This window comes from Azoarcus sp. TTM-91 (genome assembly GCF_012911025.1).
Lineage (GTDB): Bacteria > Pseudomonadota > Gammaproteobacteria > Burkholderiales > Rhodocyclaceae > Azoarcus.
Genome location: NZ_WUEI01000100.1, coordinates 1 through 16,266, shown reverse-complemented (window position 1 = coordinate 16,266; position 16,266 = coordinate 1). Strand labels below are relative to the sequence as shown.

Here is a 16,266-nt window from a genome sequence, read left to right as displayed (position 1 = left end):
GGGCTACAGCGGCCCGGGCTGGCTGGGCCACGTCATGGTGCCGCTGGAGCACGCTTTCACCGACGACGGTGCCGACCGCCTCTCAAGCGTGCCGCCGGCGCTGGTGGCCGGCGTGATGCGCAGCCCCACCCTGTTCTCCGCCGAGATGCGCAGCATCCCGGAGCACGCCGACCGCATCCAGCAGGAACTCAACCGCTCCGTGTGGAACGGCAGCGTGCAACAGAGCCGCGCCCAGGGCTCGCTCAACACCGGCTTCTCCAAGGTGCTGCTGGGCGAGATCGGCCACACCGGCCTGCAGACGCGCGACGTGTTCGAGCGCTCCATCGGCAACCTGCACCAGACGGTGGTGTCCGCCATCCTCGGCGACAGCGAGTTCCTCGCCGCGCTGGCCATAGACATCATGGACCGCAACCTCTACGAGCGCGCCAACGACTGCCGCTGGTGGGCGCTCACCACCGTCTTCCGCGAGCTGCTCGCCGGCGATCCCCACGGCGAAGCCAGCCGCCAGCGCATCGGTGCCATCCTGGCCGGCATCAACGCCCTCTACACGGTCTATGACAACCTGGTGGTGTTCGACCGCCACGGCCGCGTCGTCGCCGTCTCCAACCCGGCCCACGCCGGCCAGGTCGGCAGCAGCCTCGGCGACGAGTGGGTGCGGCGCACCCTGGCGCTGGACGACTCCCAGCAGTACGCGGTGTCCGCCTTCGAGCCGACGCCGCTCTACGCCGGCCGCCACACCTACATCTACGCCGCCCCCATCTTCTCGCCGGACGGCGCCGGGGTGGGCGGCATCGGCATCGTCTTCGACGCCGCGCCCCAGTTCGACGCCATGCTGCAGGACGCCCTGCCGCGCGACACCCAGGGCCAGCCACTGGCCGGCAGCTTCGCGGTGTTCGCCGAGCGCGGCCGCCGCGTCATCGCCAGCACACTGCCCGGCCTCACCGCCGGCGAACTGCTGCCGGTGGCGGCGGAGTTCCTCGTAGACGGCGGCTCCGGCATCGTCAGCCACCAGGGCGCCTACTACGCGGTGGGCAGCCGCCTCTCCACCGGCTACCGCGAATACAAGGGCGCGGAGGATGCCTACCGCAACGAGGTGTTCGCGCTGGTCTTCATTCCCCTCGGCCAGGTCATGGCCGACAGCGCCGCCGCGCCGGCCGGCCGCCTGCGCGCCAGCGCGCGGCGCGCGCTGGAGCCCGGCCTGGCCACCACCGAGATCGCCACCTTCCACATCGGCGACGAATGGCTGGGCCTGCTCTGCAGCGAGGTACTGGAGGCAGTGGACGCCAGCGGCATCACCCCGGTGCCCGGCATGCCGCCGGCGGTGCGCGGCGTGCTGATGTACCAGGGCAACCCGGTACCGGTGTTCGACCTCAAGCACGAACTGCGCTTCGGCCGCGGCGTGGATGAAAACGGCTACCGCCAGGTGGTGATCGTGCGCGCCGGCGAAAGCAGCGGCCGCGACAACGACACCGGCCACGGCGCCCCCTTCGGCATCCTCGCCCATGGCCTGGCGGAAACCCTGGAGGTGGCGAGCCAGCATGTGGAGCCCATCTCCACCCTGTTCCCCGGCCACGCGGCGCTCGCCGAGAGCGTGGTGCGGCCCGACCCCGGCCAGGGCCGCGACGGCATCCTGGTGGTGCTCTCCGGCCGCCGCCTGCGCAACCGGCTCGCCCGCTCGGTGGAACTGCCGGAACGCCTGCCGCCCGCCCTCTCCGGCGAGCCGCCGCTGCTGCGGCCGGTGCTCAGCGAAGCCGGCTCCGCCGGCTGAGCCGACAAGGAAACAAGCGCAGCCCTCCGCCCTGAGGGCGGGCCAGCGGGCCTCCGCTCCCCGGCCGGGCGGTCTGCCGCCGGCAGGCAGCGGCGCGGCAAAGCCCCGTCCGTCGCCTGGAAAACAGCGCATGCCTCAGCCGGCGGCAGCTTGCCTAGACTGGATGAACGGCCGGCGCTAGGGAGACGGAGATGGCTGACGAGGACGGCTCACCCCACTGGTGGCGCACCCTGCCCGGCATCCTCACCGGCGTGGCGGCGGTCATCTCCGCCCTGGCGGCAGCGCTGCACCAGAGCGGCTGGCTGGAAGGCCGCAGCGCCGCCGCGAGCGACGTCGCCGGCCACGCAACGCAGGGTGGCCCGGCGGAGCCGGCGGACAGCGCCGGCCAGCCCGCCCAGGCGGTGCCCGCCGCCCGGGCGGTGGCCTTGCCGGTGCAACGCGAATACCGGCTGGACACCGTCGCCTTCACCCTGCTCGCCGCCACGCTGTCGCCGCGCAACGCCGAGCAGGACACCCTCAGCCTGCGGCTGCGCATGCACAACCGCGACCGCTTCCCCCAGCCCTTCTGGGACCGCGACTTCCGCCTGCTGGTGGACAGCCGGCCTTTGCCGCCCGCGGAGCCGCTGGGCGACTTGGTGGAAGGCGAAGCCGCCAAGGACGGCGAGCTGCTCTTCCTGCTGCCGCGCGACACTGCCGCCGCGGTGCTGCGCATCCACCGCGGCCAGGACAGCACCGACATAGGGCTGGACTTCACCAAGGCCGCAGGCTGAGCGCCACGCCCCATCGGCTCACCACGCCTCCGCCCGGCTCGCCCGCCGGTCATCGCCTTGACGGCCATGCCTGCACCTCGCTAGCCTCAGCGCCCCTCCACCGCATGATGACGCCATGGCCCCCTATGGAAACCCGCAGCCGCCGGCCGCCGCGGCCCCCTTCGCCCTGGAGGCGCTGACCGCCAGCCACTACCCGGCCATCGTCGAGTTGTGGGAAGCGGCGGTGCGCGCCACCCATGGCTTCCTCGCCGAAACCGACATCGCCGAAATCCGCGCAGCCCTGCCCACCGCCTACCTGCCGGCGGTCGCGCTCTTCGGCGCCCTCGACCACCAGGGCCGCCTGCTGGGCTTCGCCGGCACCGCCGGCGACATGCTGGAAATGCTCTTCGTCGCCCCGGACCGGCACCGCCAGGGCGTGGGCAGCCAGCTGCTGCGCCACGCGGTGGCGCGGCTCGGCATCCGCCGGGTGGATGTGAACGAGCAGAACCCGGCCGCCACCGCCTTCTACCTTGCCCAGGGTTTCCGCCAGCGCGGCCGCTCCGCCACCGATGGCGCCGGCCGCCCCTACCCGCTGCTGCACCTGGAACTCACCGGAGACGCCCAGCCATGAACGGCCCCGATCCGCTGGATCCGCACCCCATGCCGGGCTTCCCGCAGGTGTGCTACATCCGCAACACCGTCGCCAGCCCCAACATCCTCATCGGCGACTACACCTATTACGACGATCCGGAAGACGCCGAGCACTTCGAGCGCAACGTGCTCTACCACTACCCCTTCATCGGCGACAAGCTGGTGATAGGCCGCTTCTGCGCCCTGGCGCGCGGCGTGCGCTTCATCATGAACGGCGCCAACCACAAGATGTCCGGCTTCTCCACCTACCCCTTCCAGATCTTCGGCCAGGGCTGGGAAAAGGTGATGCCGGACGCCGGCGACCTACCCTACAAGGGCGACACCGTGATCGGCAACGACGTCTGGATAGGCTACGGCGCCATGATCCTGCCGGGGGTGAAGGTGGGCAACGGCGCCATCATCGCCGCCGGTTCGGTCGTCAGCCGCAACGTGCCGGCCTACACCGTGGTGGCTGGCAACCCGGCGCAGCCGGTAAAGCAGCGCTTTTCGCCGGACATCGTCGCCGCGCTGGAGGAAATCGCCTGGTGGAACTGGCCGGTGCAGAAGATCAGCCGCCACCTGGCGGAGATCGTCGGCGGCGACATCGAGGCGCTGCGCCGCTGCGCCGCCGCGGGCTGAACCCTCAGGCGGCGGCGGTGGCCGGCGCCGCCGTGCCATAAGCGAGCACGCTGCGCGGCGACAGGCGCCAGGTCATCGGCAGCATCACCAGCATCATGCCGGCCATCGCCATCCACGCCGGCTCGAAACCCCCCAGCGCATCCCGCAGGCCGCCGGCGAGGAAAGGCATGCAGCCGGCAACGAGGTAGCCCACGCCCTGCACGAAGCCCACCAGCACGCCGGCTTCACGCGGGCTGCCGGCGTGGTCCAGCGTCGCCACCAGCGTCAGCGGAAACAGGCCACCGATGCCCAGGCCGAGCAGCACCATCGCCGGAATCGCCAGCGCCAGCGGCGCCAGCACCACGCAGGCGAGGCCGGCCAGGCTGGCAGCGATCACCGCCACCAGCAGCGGCCGGCGATCGTGCCAGCGCGCCACCGCCCAGGATGCCGCCAAGCCCACCGCCACCTCGCAGGCGGTCAGGCCGGCCAGCAGCAGCCCGGCCTGCTGCGCGCTCCAGCCCAGCTGCTGGTAGTAGGGCACGTACCAGGCCAGGATCAGGGTGTAGGCGCTGGTGCCGATGCCGAAGTACAGCGCCAGCGTCCATGCCCGTAGCCGGCGCGCCACCGCCACCCCGCCGCTGGCCGTCGGGGCGACAGCTACCGCCGGCAGGGCCGGAGCGCAGCGCCGCCACAACAGCAGCGCCGGCAACACCGGCAGCGCCCACAGCGCCATCGTCGCCTGCCAGCCCAGGCTGGCGGACAGCAGCGGCGCGAACGCGGCGGTGAGCGCCGCGCCAGCCATGATGGCAGTCACGTACAAGCTCATCAGCCGCCCGGCCGCGGCCGGCGCGCCCGCCTTCATCACCCCCGGCAGCAGCACCTGCACCAGCGCGATGCCGACGCCGACCACCAGTGCCGACAGCAGCAGCCCGGCCGGCTCCGCCCATACGCCGCGCAGCGCGCTGGCCAGCAGGATCAGCACCAGGCCGATGCTCATGCCGCGCCGCATGCCCAGGCGCAGCACCCAGGCGCTGCCCAGCGCCAGCGCGCCCATCGCCATCACCGGCAGGGTGGTGAGCAGGCCGGCGGCCTGGTAGGACATGCCGGTGGCCGCGCGCAGCGACTCCAGCAGCGGGCCGACGGTGGCCAGCGGCGGCCGCAGGTTGAGGCCCACCGCCACCACCACCGCCAACAGGAACAGCGGCGACAACTGCGGGGCGGCGGATCTGGCCGCCGGCCCGTTCACAGCACGCCTCCATCGCCATCCGGGTACAGCAGCATGGCCTTGAGCAGGCCGGCGAGCCGGGCGCGGTCGGCGGCATCCAGCGGCGCGAGGAAGGACTCCATCACGTCCAGATAGTCGCCCAGCGCGCGCAGCAGCGCTGCCTGCCCGGCCCCGGTCAGCACCACCACCACGCTGCGGCGGTCCTCCGGGTTGGCCTCGCGGCGGACGAAGCCGGCCGCCTCCAGCCGGTCCAGCCGGTGCGTCATCGCGGCGGAAGACAGCAGGATGGCGTGCACCAATTGCTGCGGCGTCAGCGCGCAGGGCGGGCCGGCGCGGTAGAGCGTCGCCAGCAGGTCGAACTCGCCCTCCTGCAGGCCATGGTCGCGGAAGCGCCGCGCCATCTCCTTCTCCACCCGCTTGACCAGGCGGAACAAGCGACTCATCACCGCCATCGGGGCTACATTTACCGCCGGCGCCGCTGCCGCCCACTGGGCCAGCACCTTATCCACCTGATCGGGCATCTGCCCTGGCAAAGACGTTTCCATGTAAAGAATTTCGATATCGAAATATTTAGACTAATCGAAATTCCGCGCCCTGTGCAACGGCTTCCCACCTGGCTTGCCACCCTTACCCACCCGGCCTACAAGTAATCATGCGAATCGAAAACAGGAAAACCACCATGGAACCCGCGCGCTTCGTTCTGCATCACGCCCCTCATTCCCGCGCCTTCCGCGCCTTGTGGCTGCTGGAGGAAGCGGGCGCAGCCTACTCCCTGGTGCATCACGACCTCTCCAAGGGCACCCAGAAGGCGCCCGCCTTCCTGGCGCTGAACCCGGGCGGCAAGCTGCCGGTGCTGCTAGACCACGGCCCGGCCGGAGACTGGTCGGCGGTGGTGTGCGAGAGCGCCGCCATCTGCGCCTATGTGGCGGACATGCTGCCGGCGGCCAGGCTGGCGCCCGCGCTGGATTCGCCGCTGCGCGGCGCCTACGCCACCTGGTTGGCCTACGTGCCAGGGGCGCTGGAGCCGGCGATGGCCGACCTGATGTTCCCCCGGCAGAGCGAGCCGCCGCCGCTGGCCCTGGGCTGGCCGCGTTACGACGCCGCACTGCGGCGGGTGGAAGATGCGCTGCGCCAGGGCCCCTACCTGCTGGGCGAGGACTTTTCCGCCGCCGACATCCTCACCGGCTCCCTGCTGCAGTGGCTGCAGGCCTGGCGCAAGCTGCCGGAAAGCGCGGTGTTCGACCGCTACCTCGCCGCCCTGGCCGGCCGCGACGGCCTGCGCCGCGCCCAGGCGGTGGAAGCGCAGCTGCTGCAGGCCCGCGCGGACGACGCAGCGCACACGGCGGCTGCCGCGGGCGGCGACGTGGGCCACTCCGCCACCACCGCCGCCTGAGCGGCAGCGCCGGGCCCTGGCCATGCTTTCCTGCCCCGGGCCGGCCGCCAGGGCAGGCTGCCGGCCCGGCGCAAACCCATGCTGGCGGCAGGGTCCAAGGCCGCCGCCGCTTCTGGCAGACTTGTCGCCCCTCTTTGAGCCGGCCGGCCGATGAAAGCACCCCCTCTGCCCGACGACGAAACCGAGCGCCTCGCCCGCCTGCATGCCTTGCGCATCCTGGATACGCCGGCCGAACAGCGCTTCGACGCCCTCACCACGGTGGCGGCGGCGGTGGCCAACGTGCCAATTGCGCTGATCAGCCTGGTGGACGAGAACCGGCAGTGGTTCAAGTCGGCCTGCGGCACGAGCGTGACAGAGACCGCCCGCGAGATCTCCTTCTGCGGCCATGCCATCCTCAGCGGCGAGCCGCTGGTGGTGGCGGACGCCGCCTGCGACGAGCGCTTCTTCGACAACCCGCTGGTCACCGGCACGCCGTGGGTGCGCTTCTACGCCGGCTTTCCGCTGCAGGCTGACGGGGCACGCATCGGCACGCTGTGCGTGATCGACGATCACCCGCGCCAGCTCACCCCGGAGCAGATCGCCGAGCTCACCGCCATCGCCCGCGTCGTCGAGCAGGAGCTGCGCCCGCCGCAGGGGCAGGGAAAATGAGCGCCGCCTTCCTGCCTAGCGAATACTCCACCGGCCTGGTCCTGCTCTCGGTGGTGGTCGCCGTCTTCGCCTCCTTCGTCGCCCTGGACCTCGCCCGCCGCGTCCACGATGCGCCGCCCCATCTCGCCCGCATCTGGCTGGCCGGCGGTTCCATTGCCATGGGGACCGGCATCTGGTCCATGCACTTCCTCGGCATGCTGGCCTTCCGGCTGCCGATTGCGCTGGGTTACGACATCGTCCTCACCCTGCTCTCCTGGATGATCGTGGTGGCGGTTTCCGGGCTGGCGCTGGCCATTGCCGGCCGGCCGCGGCTGACCATGCCCTGGCTGCTCGGCGGCGCCCTCGCCATGGGCGCGGGCATCTGCGCGATGCACTACCTCGGCATGTTCGCGATGCGCATGAGCCCGCCCATCGTGTGGCACGCCGGCTGGGTGGCGGCCTCCGCCGCCATCGCCACCACCGCCTCCCTGGCCGCGCTGCTGCTGTTCCACGGCCTGCGCCGCGCCAACGGCCTGCGCCGGCTGAATTTGCAGGGGCTGGCGGCCATCGTCATGGGCGGCGCCATTGCCGGCATGCACTACAGCGGCATGGCCGCGGCCAACTTTCCGCTGGACAGCGTCTGCGGCGCCGCCCTGGAGATCGACACTTACTGGCTGGCCGGCACCATAGGCGGCGCCGCGCTGCTGCTGCTCTCCACCACCCTGTTCGCCTCCATCGTCGATGCCCGCATCCAGAGCCGCACCGCCAAGCTCGCGCGTTCGCTGAAGGCGGCCAACCGCGAGCTGTCGCGCATCGCCTTCCGCGACCCGCTCACCGGCCTCGCCAACCGGCTGGTGCTGGAGGACCGCATAGACCACGCCGCCACCCGCAGCGAACGCACCGGCGACCGGCTGGCGCTGTTCTTCATCGATCTCGATGGCTTCAAGCCGATCAACGACTCCTTCGGCCACCAGGCCGGCGACACCGTGCTGCGGGTGATAGGCGGGCGCATCGGCGCCTGCTGCCGCGAGACCGACACGGTGGCGCGCATCGGCGGCGACGAATTCGCCATCCTGGTAGAGGATGCCGGCGGCCGGGAGACGCTGGGCAAGCTGGCCGAACGCATCGTGCAGTCCATTTCCCAGCCGATAGAGCTGCATGAGCACCCCACCAGCCTGTCCTGCTCCATCGGCATCGCGGTGTTCCCGGAGAACAGCCCGGCCGAGCGCCTGGTCGCCCACGCCGACGCGGCGATGTACCACGCCAAGCGCGACGGCAAGGCCACCTACCGCTTCTTCACCCCCGAAATGGATGCCGGCGCGGCAGAGACCATCAAGCTGCAGCAGGATCTGCGCGCCGGCCTCAACCGCGGCGAGTTCGAGCTCTACTACCAGTTGAAGCGCGATGCCCGCAGCGGCGCCTGCTGCGGTGCCGAGGCGCTGCTGCGCTGGCGCCACCCCGGCCGCGGCATGGTAGAGCCGGACAACTTCCTGCCGGTGGCCGAGCGCTTCGGCCTCATGGTGCCGCTGGGCAACTGGGTACTGGACGAAGCCATACGCCAGGCCGGCCAGTGGCTGCGCGACGGCATGCCGGTGCCGGTGGCGATCAACCTGTCGCCGCTGCAACTGCGCCAGCCCGACCTTCAGGCCAGGCTGGCGGCGGCGCTGGCGCGCAACAAGGTGCCGCCGGAGATGATCACGCTGGAGATCACCGAATCCGCCGCGATGGAAGATGCCGACGCCACCCTGGCGCTGGTCGAGCGCCTCAACCAGCAGGGCCTGCGCATCTCCATCGACGACTTCGGCACCGGCTATTCCAGCCTCTCCTACCTGCGCCGCTTCACCGCCGACCAGATCAAGATAGACCGCGCCTTCATCGCCGACATGGTGGGCAACCCGGATGCGCTGGCGCTGGTGGCGGGCGTCATCCAGCTCGCCCATTCGCTGGATCTGCGGGTGGTCGCCGAGGGTGTGGAAACCGAAGCGCAGCAGGCGCGTCTCATCGAACTGGGCTGCGACGAGATGCAGGGCTTCCTGTTCTCCTGCCCGGCGCCGGCCGCCGGCATGGCCGCCCGCATCGGCGCCGCAGACACTTTCACCGCGCCGCCGTTACCATGGCATGCCTCCAATCACACCGCGACTCCATGACCCTGAACGTAGACCTCGTATCCGATTTCGTCTGTCCCTGGTGCTACATCGGCAAAGCCCGCCTCAACCAGGCGATTGCCGACCTGCAGCAGAAGCAGCCCGGCCTGGAAGTCCGCCTCAACTGGCTGCCCTTCTTCCTCAACCCTGACACCCCGGCCGCCGGCGAGCCCTACCGCGCCTACCTGGAGAACAAGTTCGGCGGCCCGCGCGAAGTGGATGCGCTGCATGACAAGGTGGCCGCAGCCGGTGCGCCGGACGGGGTGAACTTCGCCTTCGACCGCATCGCCGTGCGCCCCAACACGCTCAAGGCCCACCGCCTCACCTACCGTGCGCAGGCGCGCGGCGATACGCCGGAGCGCGTCCGCAGCCTGACCGACGCCCTGTTCCGCGCCCACTTCGAGGAAGGCCGCAACATCGGCGATACCGAAACCCTGGCCGACATCGCCGCCGCCTGTGGCGACCGCCGGGAAGCGGTGGTGGCCTATCTCGACGGCACCGAAGGCGCGGACGCGGTGAAGCGCATGGCGGAGCAGGTACGCAAGCTCGGCGTGAGCAGCGTGCCCTTCTACATCGTGGATCGCCAGCTCACCATCTCCGGCGCCCAATCCGCCGCGGTACTGGGCGCCGGCCTGCTGCAGGCGCTGTCGAGCTGAAACGGGTGGCGGCTTGAGCTGGCGCTGGCTTGAACTGACGGCGGCCTAGCGGACAGGGCCCAGCCCGTTGGGCCGGAAAGCCCGCTGCGGCGGATCAACTCGGGAATCAAGCCGCAACCCAGCCCAGCAGCACTACGCATGGGGATGCCGCGACACTCCCTCTCCCCCGCGGAAGAGAGCCGGGGAGAGAGGCGCCCCCCCAGGGGCGACAGGCGCCTCCGGCCCCTCAGAACAGCGCCCGCAGCTCTTCCACATGCTCCGGCGACGCCTCTTCGAGGCTGCCCCAGCCGGTTTCGCGCGCCGCCTGGCGGAAGGCATCGGCCTGGGCCGGCGGCAGGGTGATGGCCTCTATGCCGGAGCGCGCCTGCCGCGCCTTCTCGGCCGCCTCCAGCTTCAGATCATTCGCGGTCTGCGCCTCCACCCAGGCCACCTGCTTCTGCAGGAAGGCCCGCTGTTCCTCGTCCAGCCGGTTCCATACGTCCTGGTTCAGGTAGAGGCCGACCTCCACGTTGTAGAAGCCCGGCTCCAGCCGGTACTTGGTCTTTTCATTCCAGCGCAGGTCGAAGATGCCGATGGATGGCCAGCCGTAGCCATCCACCGTGCCCTTCTCCAGCTGGGCGTAGACGCTGCCCGGCGCCATCTGCAGCGGCGTGGCGCCCTGGGCCTGGAAGAAGGCGCGATACGCCGGCGCGCTGCGCAGCCTGAGCCCGCCCAGGTCGGCGCCGCTGATCTTCTTGCTGAGGTAGATGTGGTACTTCAGCCCCTCGGAGAGGCGGCCCAGCCACACCATGTTGCCCTTGTCGCGATGCAGCTTGTCCATCAGTGCATAGCCACCGTTGGCGCGCAGCTCGCTCATGTTCTTGTCGGTATAGGACAGCGCCAGCGCCTCCGGCACCAGGTTGGCGTGGAACGCGCCGCTGGTATTGGCGAGGTCCACCTCGCCCTTGCTCAGGGCGTTGCCGATCTCGAACGGCGACAGCGAATCCGGGCCGCCGACGATCGCGATCTTCATGATGCCGCCACCGGTGGCATTGACCTTGTCGACGAAGGCGCGGAAGCGCTGGTTGAAGAAGGTGTTCTGGCCGAAGGCGCTCACCGCCCGCAGCACGATCTCCTCCGCTGCCGCCGGCAGGGAGAAACCCGATAGGGCCAGGGACAGGCAGGCGATGACCGCGGCGGCGGCGCGGGGGGCGAAGCGACGTGGCACGTCGTGACTCCTCAAGGGCTGGGAACGACCAACCCGCGCACTGCGTCTGCGGCAGGCGCCCGCTCTGCCGTCGGGCTGCCCGTCGCCGGGTTGCTGTCTTGCCGACATCGCAGGGAATGCGATCGCCACGCCCCTCGCCGGCATGGCAATCCGGCCTATGCCGGTCTGTCAGTTCGGCCACGATCTCATGCGCAGGAAAGCGGCACCGTTGTCTGCATCACGCTTCCCGTCACTACGCCTTTAGACGTACTACTAAAATGTCACGAACCGCACCTTTCAACGGCTGCGGCCACCCGCCGGCGGGCGGCGCCGGATGGCGGCACGGCGGTAAACGCAACAAGCCCCGCGGGGCCGGCAAGGGCAGCCGCGGGGCTTGTCCGTACGGGCTGGCGGCAGGGCCGCTCCCGCAGGGGAGAGAACTCAGCGGCCGTTGCTGAACAGCGCCTTCAGCTTGGGCGCGTTCTGCGGCGCCGCCTGCTCTATCCCCTTCCAGCCCGCATCGTAAGCCTTGGCGCGGAAGATGGCCGCCTGTTCGCCCGGCAGGTTGATGGTCTGGATGCCGGCCTTGGCCTGGCGGGCCTTCTCTTCCTCGGCCACCTTCAGGTCGTTCGCGTTCTGCGACTCGACCCAGGCGATCTGCTTTTCCAGGAAGGCGCGCTGCTGGGCGTCCAGCTTCTTCCAGGTGTTCTGGTTCATGAACAGGCTGACCTCCACGTTGTAGAAGCCCGGCTCGACGCGGAACTTGGTCTTTTCCTGCCAGCCCAGGTCGAACACGCCGATGGAGGGCCAGCCGTAGCCGTCCACCACGCCGCGCTCAAGCGCGGTGTAGACCTCGCCCGGCGGCACCTGCAGCGGGGTGGCGCCAACCGACTGGAAGAAGGAGCGGTACACCGGCACGCTGCGCAGCTTCAGGCCGGAGAGGTCCGAAGAGCTCACTGGTTTGTTGGAATAGACGTGGTACTGCAGTCCGTCGGAAACGCGCGCCAGCCACACCATGTTGGCCTTCTGGCGGTGGATTTCGTCCAGCAGCGCATAGCCGCCGTTGGCGCGCAGCTCGGCCATGCTCTTCTCGGCCAGGGTCATCGCCAGCGCTTCCGGCACCAGGTTGGCGTGGAACACGCCGGTGCTGTTGGCGAGATCGACCACGCCGGCGCGCACCGCGTTGCCGACTTCGAACGGCGGCATGGATTCCGGGCCACCGATGACCTGGATCTTCATGATGCCCTTGCCTTCGGAGTTCACCTTCTCGACGAAGGCCTTGAAGCGCTGGTTGAAGAAGGTGTCCTGGCTGAAGGCGGTGACCGCCTTCAGGGTGATCTCGGCGGCCTGCGCACCGCAGGCGAACAGGGCGAACAGGGCGCCGGCTGCGATCTTGGCGGTTTTAGGGGTCATTGCTGTTCTCTCCTCGGGTATATGACTGGGGACTGCTTGAACATGGAGGCTCAACTCATCATCCGCGGCAGGCCGACGGCCAGCCAGGGAATGGCGACGATGAGGCCGAGCACCAGGACTTCCATGACGATGAAGGGGAATGCGGCGCCGTAGATCTGCTGCAGGCGGATGGAAGGCGGCGCCACCGACTGCATCACCATCAGCAGCAAGCCGAAGGGCGGCGTCAGCAGGCCCAGCTCCATCGCCACCAGCATCATCACGCCCAGCCACACCGGGTCGATGCCGGCGGCGTGGGCCAGCGGCATGAAGAAGGGCAGCGTGATCATCATCATGCTGATCTGGTCGATGACGCAGCCCAGCACCAGCAGGATGGCCAGCATGCCCAGCACCAGCATCAGCGGCGACAGCTGCAGCTCGTTGATCAGCGACAGCAGGCCGGTGGTGGCGCCGGAGAAACTCAGCAGCTGGGCGAAGGTGGTGGAGGCCACCAGCACGAACAGGATCACCACCGAAACCCGGGCGGTTTCCATCAGCGACTTGTACAGCGCCTGCCAGCTCAGGGCACGGTAGAACACGGTGGCGACGACCGAGGCCAGCGCGCCGATGGCGGCCGATTCGGTGGGCGAGGCCCAACCGGCCAGCATGCTGCCCACCACCGCGATGAAGATGGCGAACAGCGGCACCACGTCGCGCATGAAGGGCTTCCAGCGCTCCCAGCCCTGCACCTTGACGGCGCTCTCGTCGGCCGGCGCCAGTTCGGGGTTGATATGGCAGCGGATGATGACGTAGCCGAGGAAGCACAGCGCCATCAACAGGCCGGGCAGGATGCCGCCGATCAGCAGCTCGGCGATGGAGATGCCCGCCAGGCTGCCCAGCATCACCGCCAGCGCGGAAGGCGGGATCAGCATGGCGATGCCGCCGACCGCCATGATCGGGCCCATCGCCATCGTCGGGTGGTAACCGCGCTTGAGCATCTGCGGCAGCATCACCCCGCCCATCATCGCGGTGTTGGCGATGGTGGAGCCGGACAGCGTGGCGAAGGTGGTGCCGCCCAGCACCGCCACCACCGACAGGCGGCCGGGCAGCTTGTTGATCAGGCGCTCGATGGCCTCGATGGCGCGGAAGGCCAGGCCGGTGTGGAACAGCACCTCGCCCATCAGCACGAAAAGCGGAATCGGCGTCAGCGAGAAGCTGGTGATGGAGCCGACCGAGTTGCGCACCAGCTGGCCCAGGCCGGCCTCGCCGCCGAGGAACAGCCAGGCGCCGACCAGGTTGACGCCGAGGAAGGTGAAAGCGACCGGGATGCCGATGGCCATGAAGGCGAACATCAGCCCCAGCATCAGCAGGAGGGCGGAATACCATTCCATGTCAGTTACCCTCCGGGGCGCGCAGGCCGCGCTGGAAGCGGCGGGCAAACTCGATGGCCAGCAAGGTGCAGGAGAACGCCATCGGCACGTTCAGCCACCACTCGGGGAAGATCAGCACCTTGAACACCATGCCGCCCTGGGCCGCCGCATCCTGCGCCACCACGACCGACTGCCACGCCAGCACCGCGCAGACGATGAAGCCGAAGGCATCGGTGATCAGCTCCAACAGCCGCGCGGCGGGCGCGGAGACGCCACGCACGATGATGTCCACCCGGATATGGTCATTCAGGTAGAGCAGCCAGGGCGCCGCCAGGAAGGTGGCGACCATCAGCATGTACTCGGTCATCTCCACGCCCCAGCTGATGTTGCCCATGCCGACGTTGCGCATGAAAACATCGACGCAGACGAGCACGGCCATGGCGGCAAACAGCATGGCACCGGCGACGCCGCAGAGAATCATCAGGAAGTGGTACATCCCGCCGGACGAGGCTCCGGACGGCGCAGGCCCCTCGGCCGCAGCGCTTTGCAACGCCATGGTTAACCTCTCTATTGTGCTGGCTGTTCGTGATAGTTATGGTTTGTTCAGGTCTAAACATATCAGGGCTAAAATTTAGTGTCCATGCGTTTTTTCCAAGCCCTGAAACGCCAGAAACAGCCGCTATTGCAAGGCACCAAGCGGGTGCGGGGAAGGTGGCCCACCACCGGTATATACACCCGGCGTATCCCGAACAGGAGCGCCGCTTTCCGGGCGGCCGGGGCAAGCCCGCAGCGCGCCTGAGCCTTCATTTGGGGCATGCAGGCACCAATTCGGCTCGCAGCAGGCTGCCGCTCAGGTATTCCCCGCTCCTGTGCAAGGTGCCGGGCCGGGTGGAAGTTGTGCAAAGCACAACGAAAGTCAGAGACGGCGAGACACAGCCCCCAGCGGGGCAAACGCGCCCTCCACGGCCGGTTTCCTTTCTCCCCGGGTACGCCGCGGCGGGCGCGGGCCAGCTAGTCCGCGGGCCGGGCCGGGCTCACCACCGCATGCGCCTTCAGGGTTTCCAGCTCGACCACCCGCAAGGCAGCCGAGTGGGTGGCTTCCAGCACCACCGGCGGCGCCACCCCGGCGGCCAGCGCCTCCTTCCAGCGCAGCACGCACAGGCACCAGCGGTCGCCGGGTTTCAAGCCGCCGAAACGGAACTCCGGCCGTGGCGTGGAAAGGTCGTTGCCGACCGAGCGGGAGAAAGCCAGGAATTCAGTCGTCGCCCGGATGCATACCAGGTGACGGCCGAGGTCATCCACCCCGGTCTCACAGCAGCCAGTGCGGTAGAAGCCGGTGAGCGGTGCATAGCTGCAGGCCAGCAGCGGGCCGCCGAGAACATTGCGCGAGGTCGTCATCGCCCTTCCATGGTGTGTTGCGCCCAGCGCAGGATGCGCAAGGCCGTGCGCGTTTCCGACAGGGTGAGGCCGCCGAGGTTCGCCCCTCGCCGCCTGCCGCGGGCGGGCCGCGAACGCCGCACTCCCCGCCTTTCCGCCAGGCAGCAGGCAACCGTCTCCCGCCCTGCGGTACCGCCGGCCCACGACGGGCTCAACTGCGTTGGCGCCCCGATTCGTTTTTGTCGATAATGCCAATTCAAGCAGATTCAGCCGGATGGCGCCATGAACAAAACAACCCGTGCCGCGCAGGAGTTCATCAGCACAGCCCAGGCTGCCAAGCAGCTCGGCCTGTCGCTGGGCGCGGTGCAGCAGATGGTGGAGAGCGGCACGCTGGAAGCCTGGAAGACCGCCGGCGGCCACCGCCGCATCCGCCAGGCGTCGGTGGATGCCCTGCTCGCCGGGCGCAGCGGTGCCGCGCCCGCGCTGGAAGAGACGCTCTCGGACCACCTGCGCGTCCTCATCGTGGACGACCACCCGGCGCTGCAGCAGGCTTACCGCGAGACCTTCTCCAGCTGGAAGCTGCCGCTGGAAATCGAGCAGTACGACCATCCGCTGGACGCCCTCGTCGCCGTCGGCCGCCAGCCGCCCAACCTGTTGATCACCGATCCGCACATCCACGGCATGGACGGCTTCGACATGATCCGCCGCCTGCGCGACAACCCGTTGGCCGACGACGTCGCCATCGTCGCGGTGTCCACCCTGTCCCAGCAGGAGATCGAGACCGCCGGCGGCTTGCCGGCGGACGTCACCATCTACGGCAAGCCCATCCCCTTCCACGAACTGCATGGCTACATGCAGGCGATGATCTCCCGCCTGCGGCGGCTGGCCGCGCGCGCGCTCCGCGGCTGACCCCGGCCCGCCCCTGCGCACCGCGCCGGTGGCGGCTCATCGCGGCCGACGGCAACAGACGCCGCGCCGCATGCTTGGGGTAGGTCCGTACTTGCCCAGGCCGCCGCGGCGGAGGGAAGATCGTCTGTCGGAGGGTGCCGGCGACCGCCTTCCGACGGCTTCCACGCCGCCCTGCCGCCGTCTTCCGGAGGAAGAAAGCGACAGTGCAAACGCCCGGCCCCACGC

General features: G+C 69.6%; 16 protein-coding genes. 9 read left to right on the top strand and 7 right to left on the bottom strand.

Annotated elements, in window-relative coordinates:
• The 4 genes from GRF61_RS19435 to GRF61_RS19420 all read left to right on the top strand — a co-directional run.
• Positions 1 to 1,768: chemotaxis protein CheW (locus GRF61_RS19435; protein WP_211166092.1), on the top strand; the 1,768-nt coding region annotated here is incomplete at its 5' end.
• Positions 1,769 to 1,959: 191 nt separating this feature from the next.
• Positions 1,960 to 2,538 (top strand): hypothetical protein, encoded by a 579-nt coding sequence (locus GRF61_RS19430; protein WP_169152278.1) that lies wholly within the window; start codon positions 1,960 to 1,962, stop codon positions 2,536 to 2,538.
• A 115-nt stretch (positions 2,539 to 2,653) separates the two neighbouring features.
• The gene (locus tag GRF61_RS19425; protein ID WP_169152277.1) at positions 2,654 to 3,148 is read left to right on the top strand and encodes a GNAT family N-acetyltransferase; all 495 of its coding nucleotides are present in this window, start codon (positions 2,654 to 2,656) and stop codon (positions 3,146 to 3,148) included.
• Positions 3,145 to 3,786 carry a Vat family streptogramin A O-acetyltransferase gene (locus tag GRF61_RS19420; protein WP_169152276.1) on the top strand — a complete coding sequence of 214 codons (642 nt, stop codon included), beginning with the start codon at positions 3,145 to 3,147 and terminating at the stop codon, positions 3,784 to 3,786. The genes GRF61_RS19425 and GRF61_RS19420 overlap by 4 nt, the downstream gene beginning before the upstream one ends.
• 4 nt (positions 3,787 to 3,790) lie before the next feature.
• Here the strand turns inward: GRF61_RS19420 and GRF61_RS19415 are convergent, their stop codons facing one another.
• Positions 3,791 to 5,011, bottom strand: a complete 1,221-nt coding sequence (locus GRF61_RS19415; protein WP_211166091.1) for an MFS transporter — start codon at positions 5,009 to 5,011, stop codon at positions 3,791 to 3,793.
• Positions 5,008 to 5,535, bottom strand: coding sequence for a MarR family transcriptional regulator (locus tag GRF61_RS19410; protein WP_211166090.1), 528 nt, complete (start codon positions 5,533 to 5,535; stop codon positions 5,008 to 5,010). Before GRF61_RS19410 ends, GRF61_RS19415 begins: the two co-directional genes overlap by 4 nt.
• 134 nt (positions 5,536 to 5,669) lie before the next feature.
• Here GRF61_RS19410 and GRF61_RS19405 point away from each other — a divergent pair, with 134 nt between their 5' ends.
• The 4 genes from GRF61_RS19405 (at position 5,670) to GRF61_RS19390 (ending at position 9,810) form a co-directional block, all read left to right on the top strand.
• On the top strand, positions 5,670 to 6,383 hold the full coding sequence (locus tag GRF61_RS19405; protein ID WP_169152275.1) for a glutathione S-transferase family protein: 714 nt from the start codon (positions 5,670 to 5,672) through the stop codon (positions 6,381 to 6,383).
• Positions 6,384 to 6,533: 150 nt separating this feature from the next.
• Complete coding sequence (locus GRF61_RS19400; RefSeq protein WP_169152274.1) at positions 6,534 to 7,031, top strand: GAF domain-containing protein; 498 nt, start codon at positions 6,534 to 6,536, stop codon at positions 7,029 to 7,031.
• Positions 7,028 to 9,157, top strand: coding sequence for an EAL domain-containing protein (locus tag GRF61_RS19395; protein WP_169152273.1), 2,130 nt, complete (start codon positions 7,028 to 7,030; stop codon positions 9,155 to 9,157). The genes GRF61_RS19400 and GRF61_RS19395 overlap by 4 nt, the downstream gene beginning before the upstream one ends.
• Positions 9,154 to 9,810, top strand: coding sequence for a DsbA family oxidoreductase (locus GRF61_RS19390; protein WP_169152272.1), 657 nt, complete (start codon positions 9,154 to 9,156; stop codon positions 9,808 to 9,810). Before GRF61_RS19395 ends, GRF61_RS19390 begins: the two co-directional genes overlap by 4 nt.
• 226 nt (positions 9,811 to 10,036) lie before the next feature.
• Here GRF61_RS19390 and dctP (GRF61_RS19385) read toward each other — a convergent pair whose 3' ends face one another.
• The 5 genes from dctP (GRF61_RS19385) to GRF61_RS19365 all read right to left on the bottom strand — a co-directional run bounded on the left by dctP (GRF61_RS19385) (position 10,037) and on the right by GRF61_RS19365 (position 15,153).
• Positions 10,037 to 11,017 (bottom strand): TRAP transporter substrate-binding protein DctP, encoded by a 981-nt coding sequence (gene dctP, locus GRF61_RS19385; protein ID WP_348982444.1) that lies wholly within the window; start codon positions 11,015 to 11,017, stop codon positions 10,037 to 10,039.
• Between the two features lie 420 nt (positions 11,018 to 11,437).
• On the bottom strand, positions 11,438 to 12,409 hold the full coding sequence (gene dctP / locus GRF61_RS19380) for a TRAP transporter substrate-binding protein DctP (protein ID WP_169152271.1): 972 nt from the start codon (positions 12,407 to 12,409) through the stop codon (positions 11,438 to 11,440).
• A gap of 50 nt (positions 12,410 to 12,459) precedes the next feature.
• On the bottom strand, positions 12,460 to 13,776 hold the full coding sequence (locus tag GRF61_RS19375; RefSeq protein ID WP_169152270.1) for a TRAP transporter large permease: 1,317 nt from the start codon (positions 13,774 to 13,776) through the stop codon (positions 12,460 to 12,462).
• Between the two features lies 1 nt (position 13,777).
• Positions 13,778 to 14,251, bottom strand: coding sequence for a TRAP transporter small permease (locus tag GRF61_RS19370; RefSeq protein WP_248281343.1), 474 nt, complete (start codon positions 14,249 to 14,251; stop codon positions 13,778 to 13,780).
• Positions 14,252 to 14,766: 515 nt separating this feature from the next.
• Positions 14,767 to 15,153 (bottom strand): DUF2237 domain-containing protein, encoded by a 387-nt coding sequence (locus tag GRF61_RS19365; RefSeq protein WP_169152268.1) that lies wholly within the window; start codon positions 15,151 to 15,153, stop codon positions 14,767 to 14,769.
• 261 nt (positions 15,154 to 15,414) lie between these two features.
• Between GRF61_RS19365 and GRF61_RS19360 the strand changes: the two genes are divergently transcribed.
• Complete coding sequence (locus GRF61_RS19360; protein ID WP_169152267.1) at positions 15,415 to 16,041, top strand: response regulator; 627 nt, start codon at positions 15,415 to 15,417, stop codon at positions 16,039 to 16,041.
• Positions 16,042 to 16,266 lie beyond the last annotated feature (225 nt).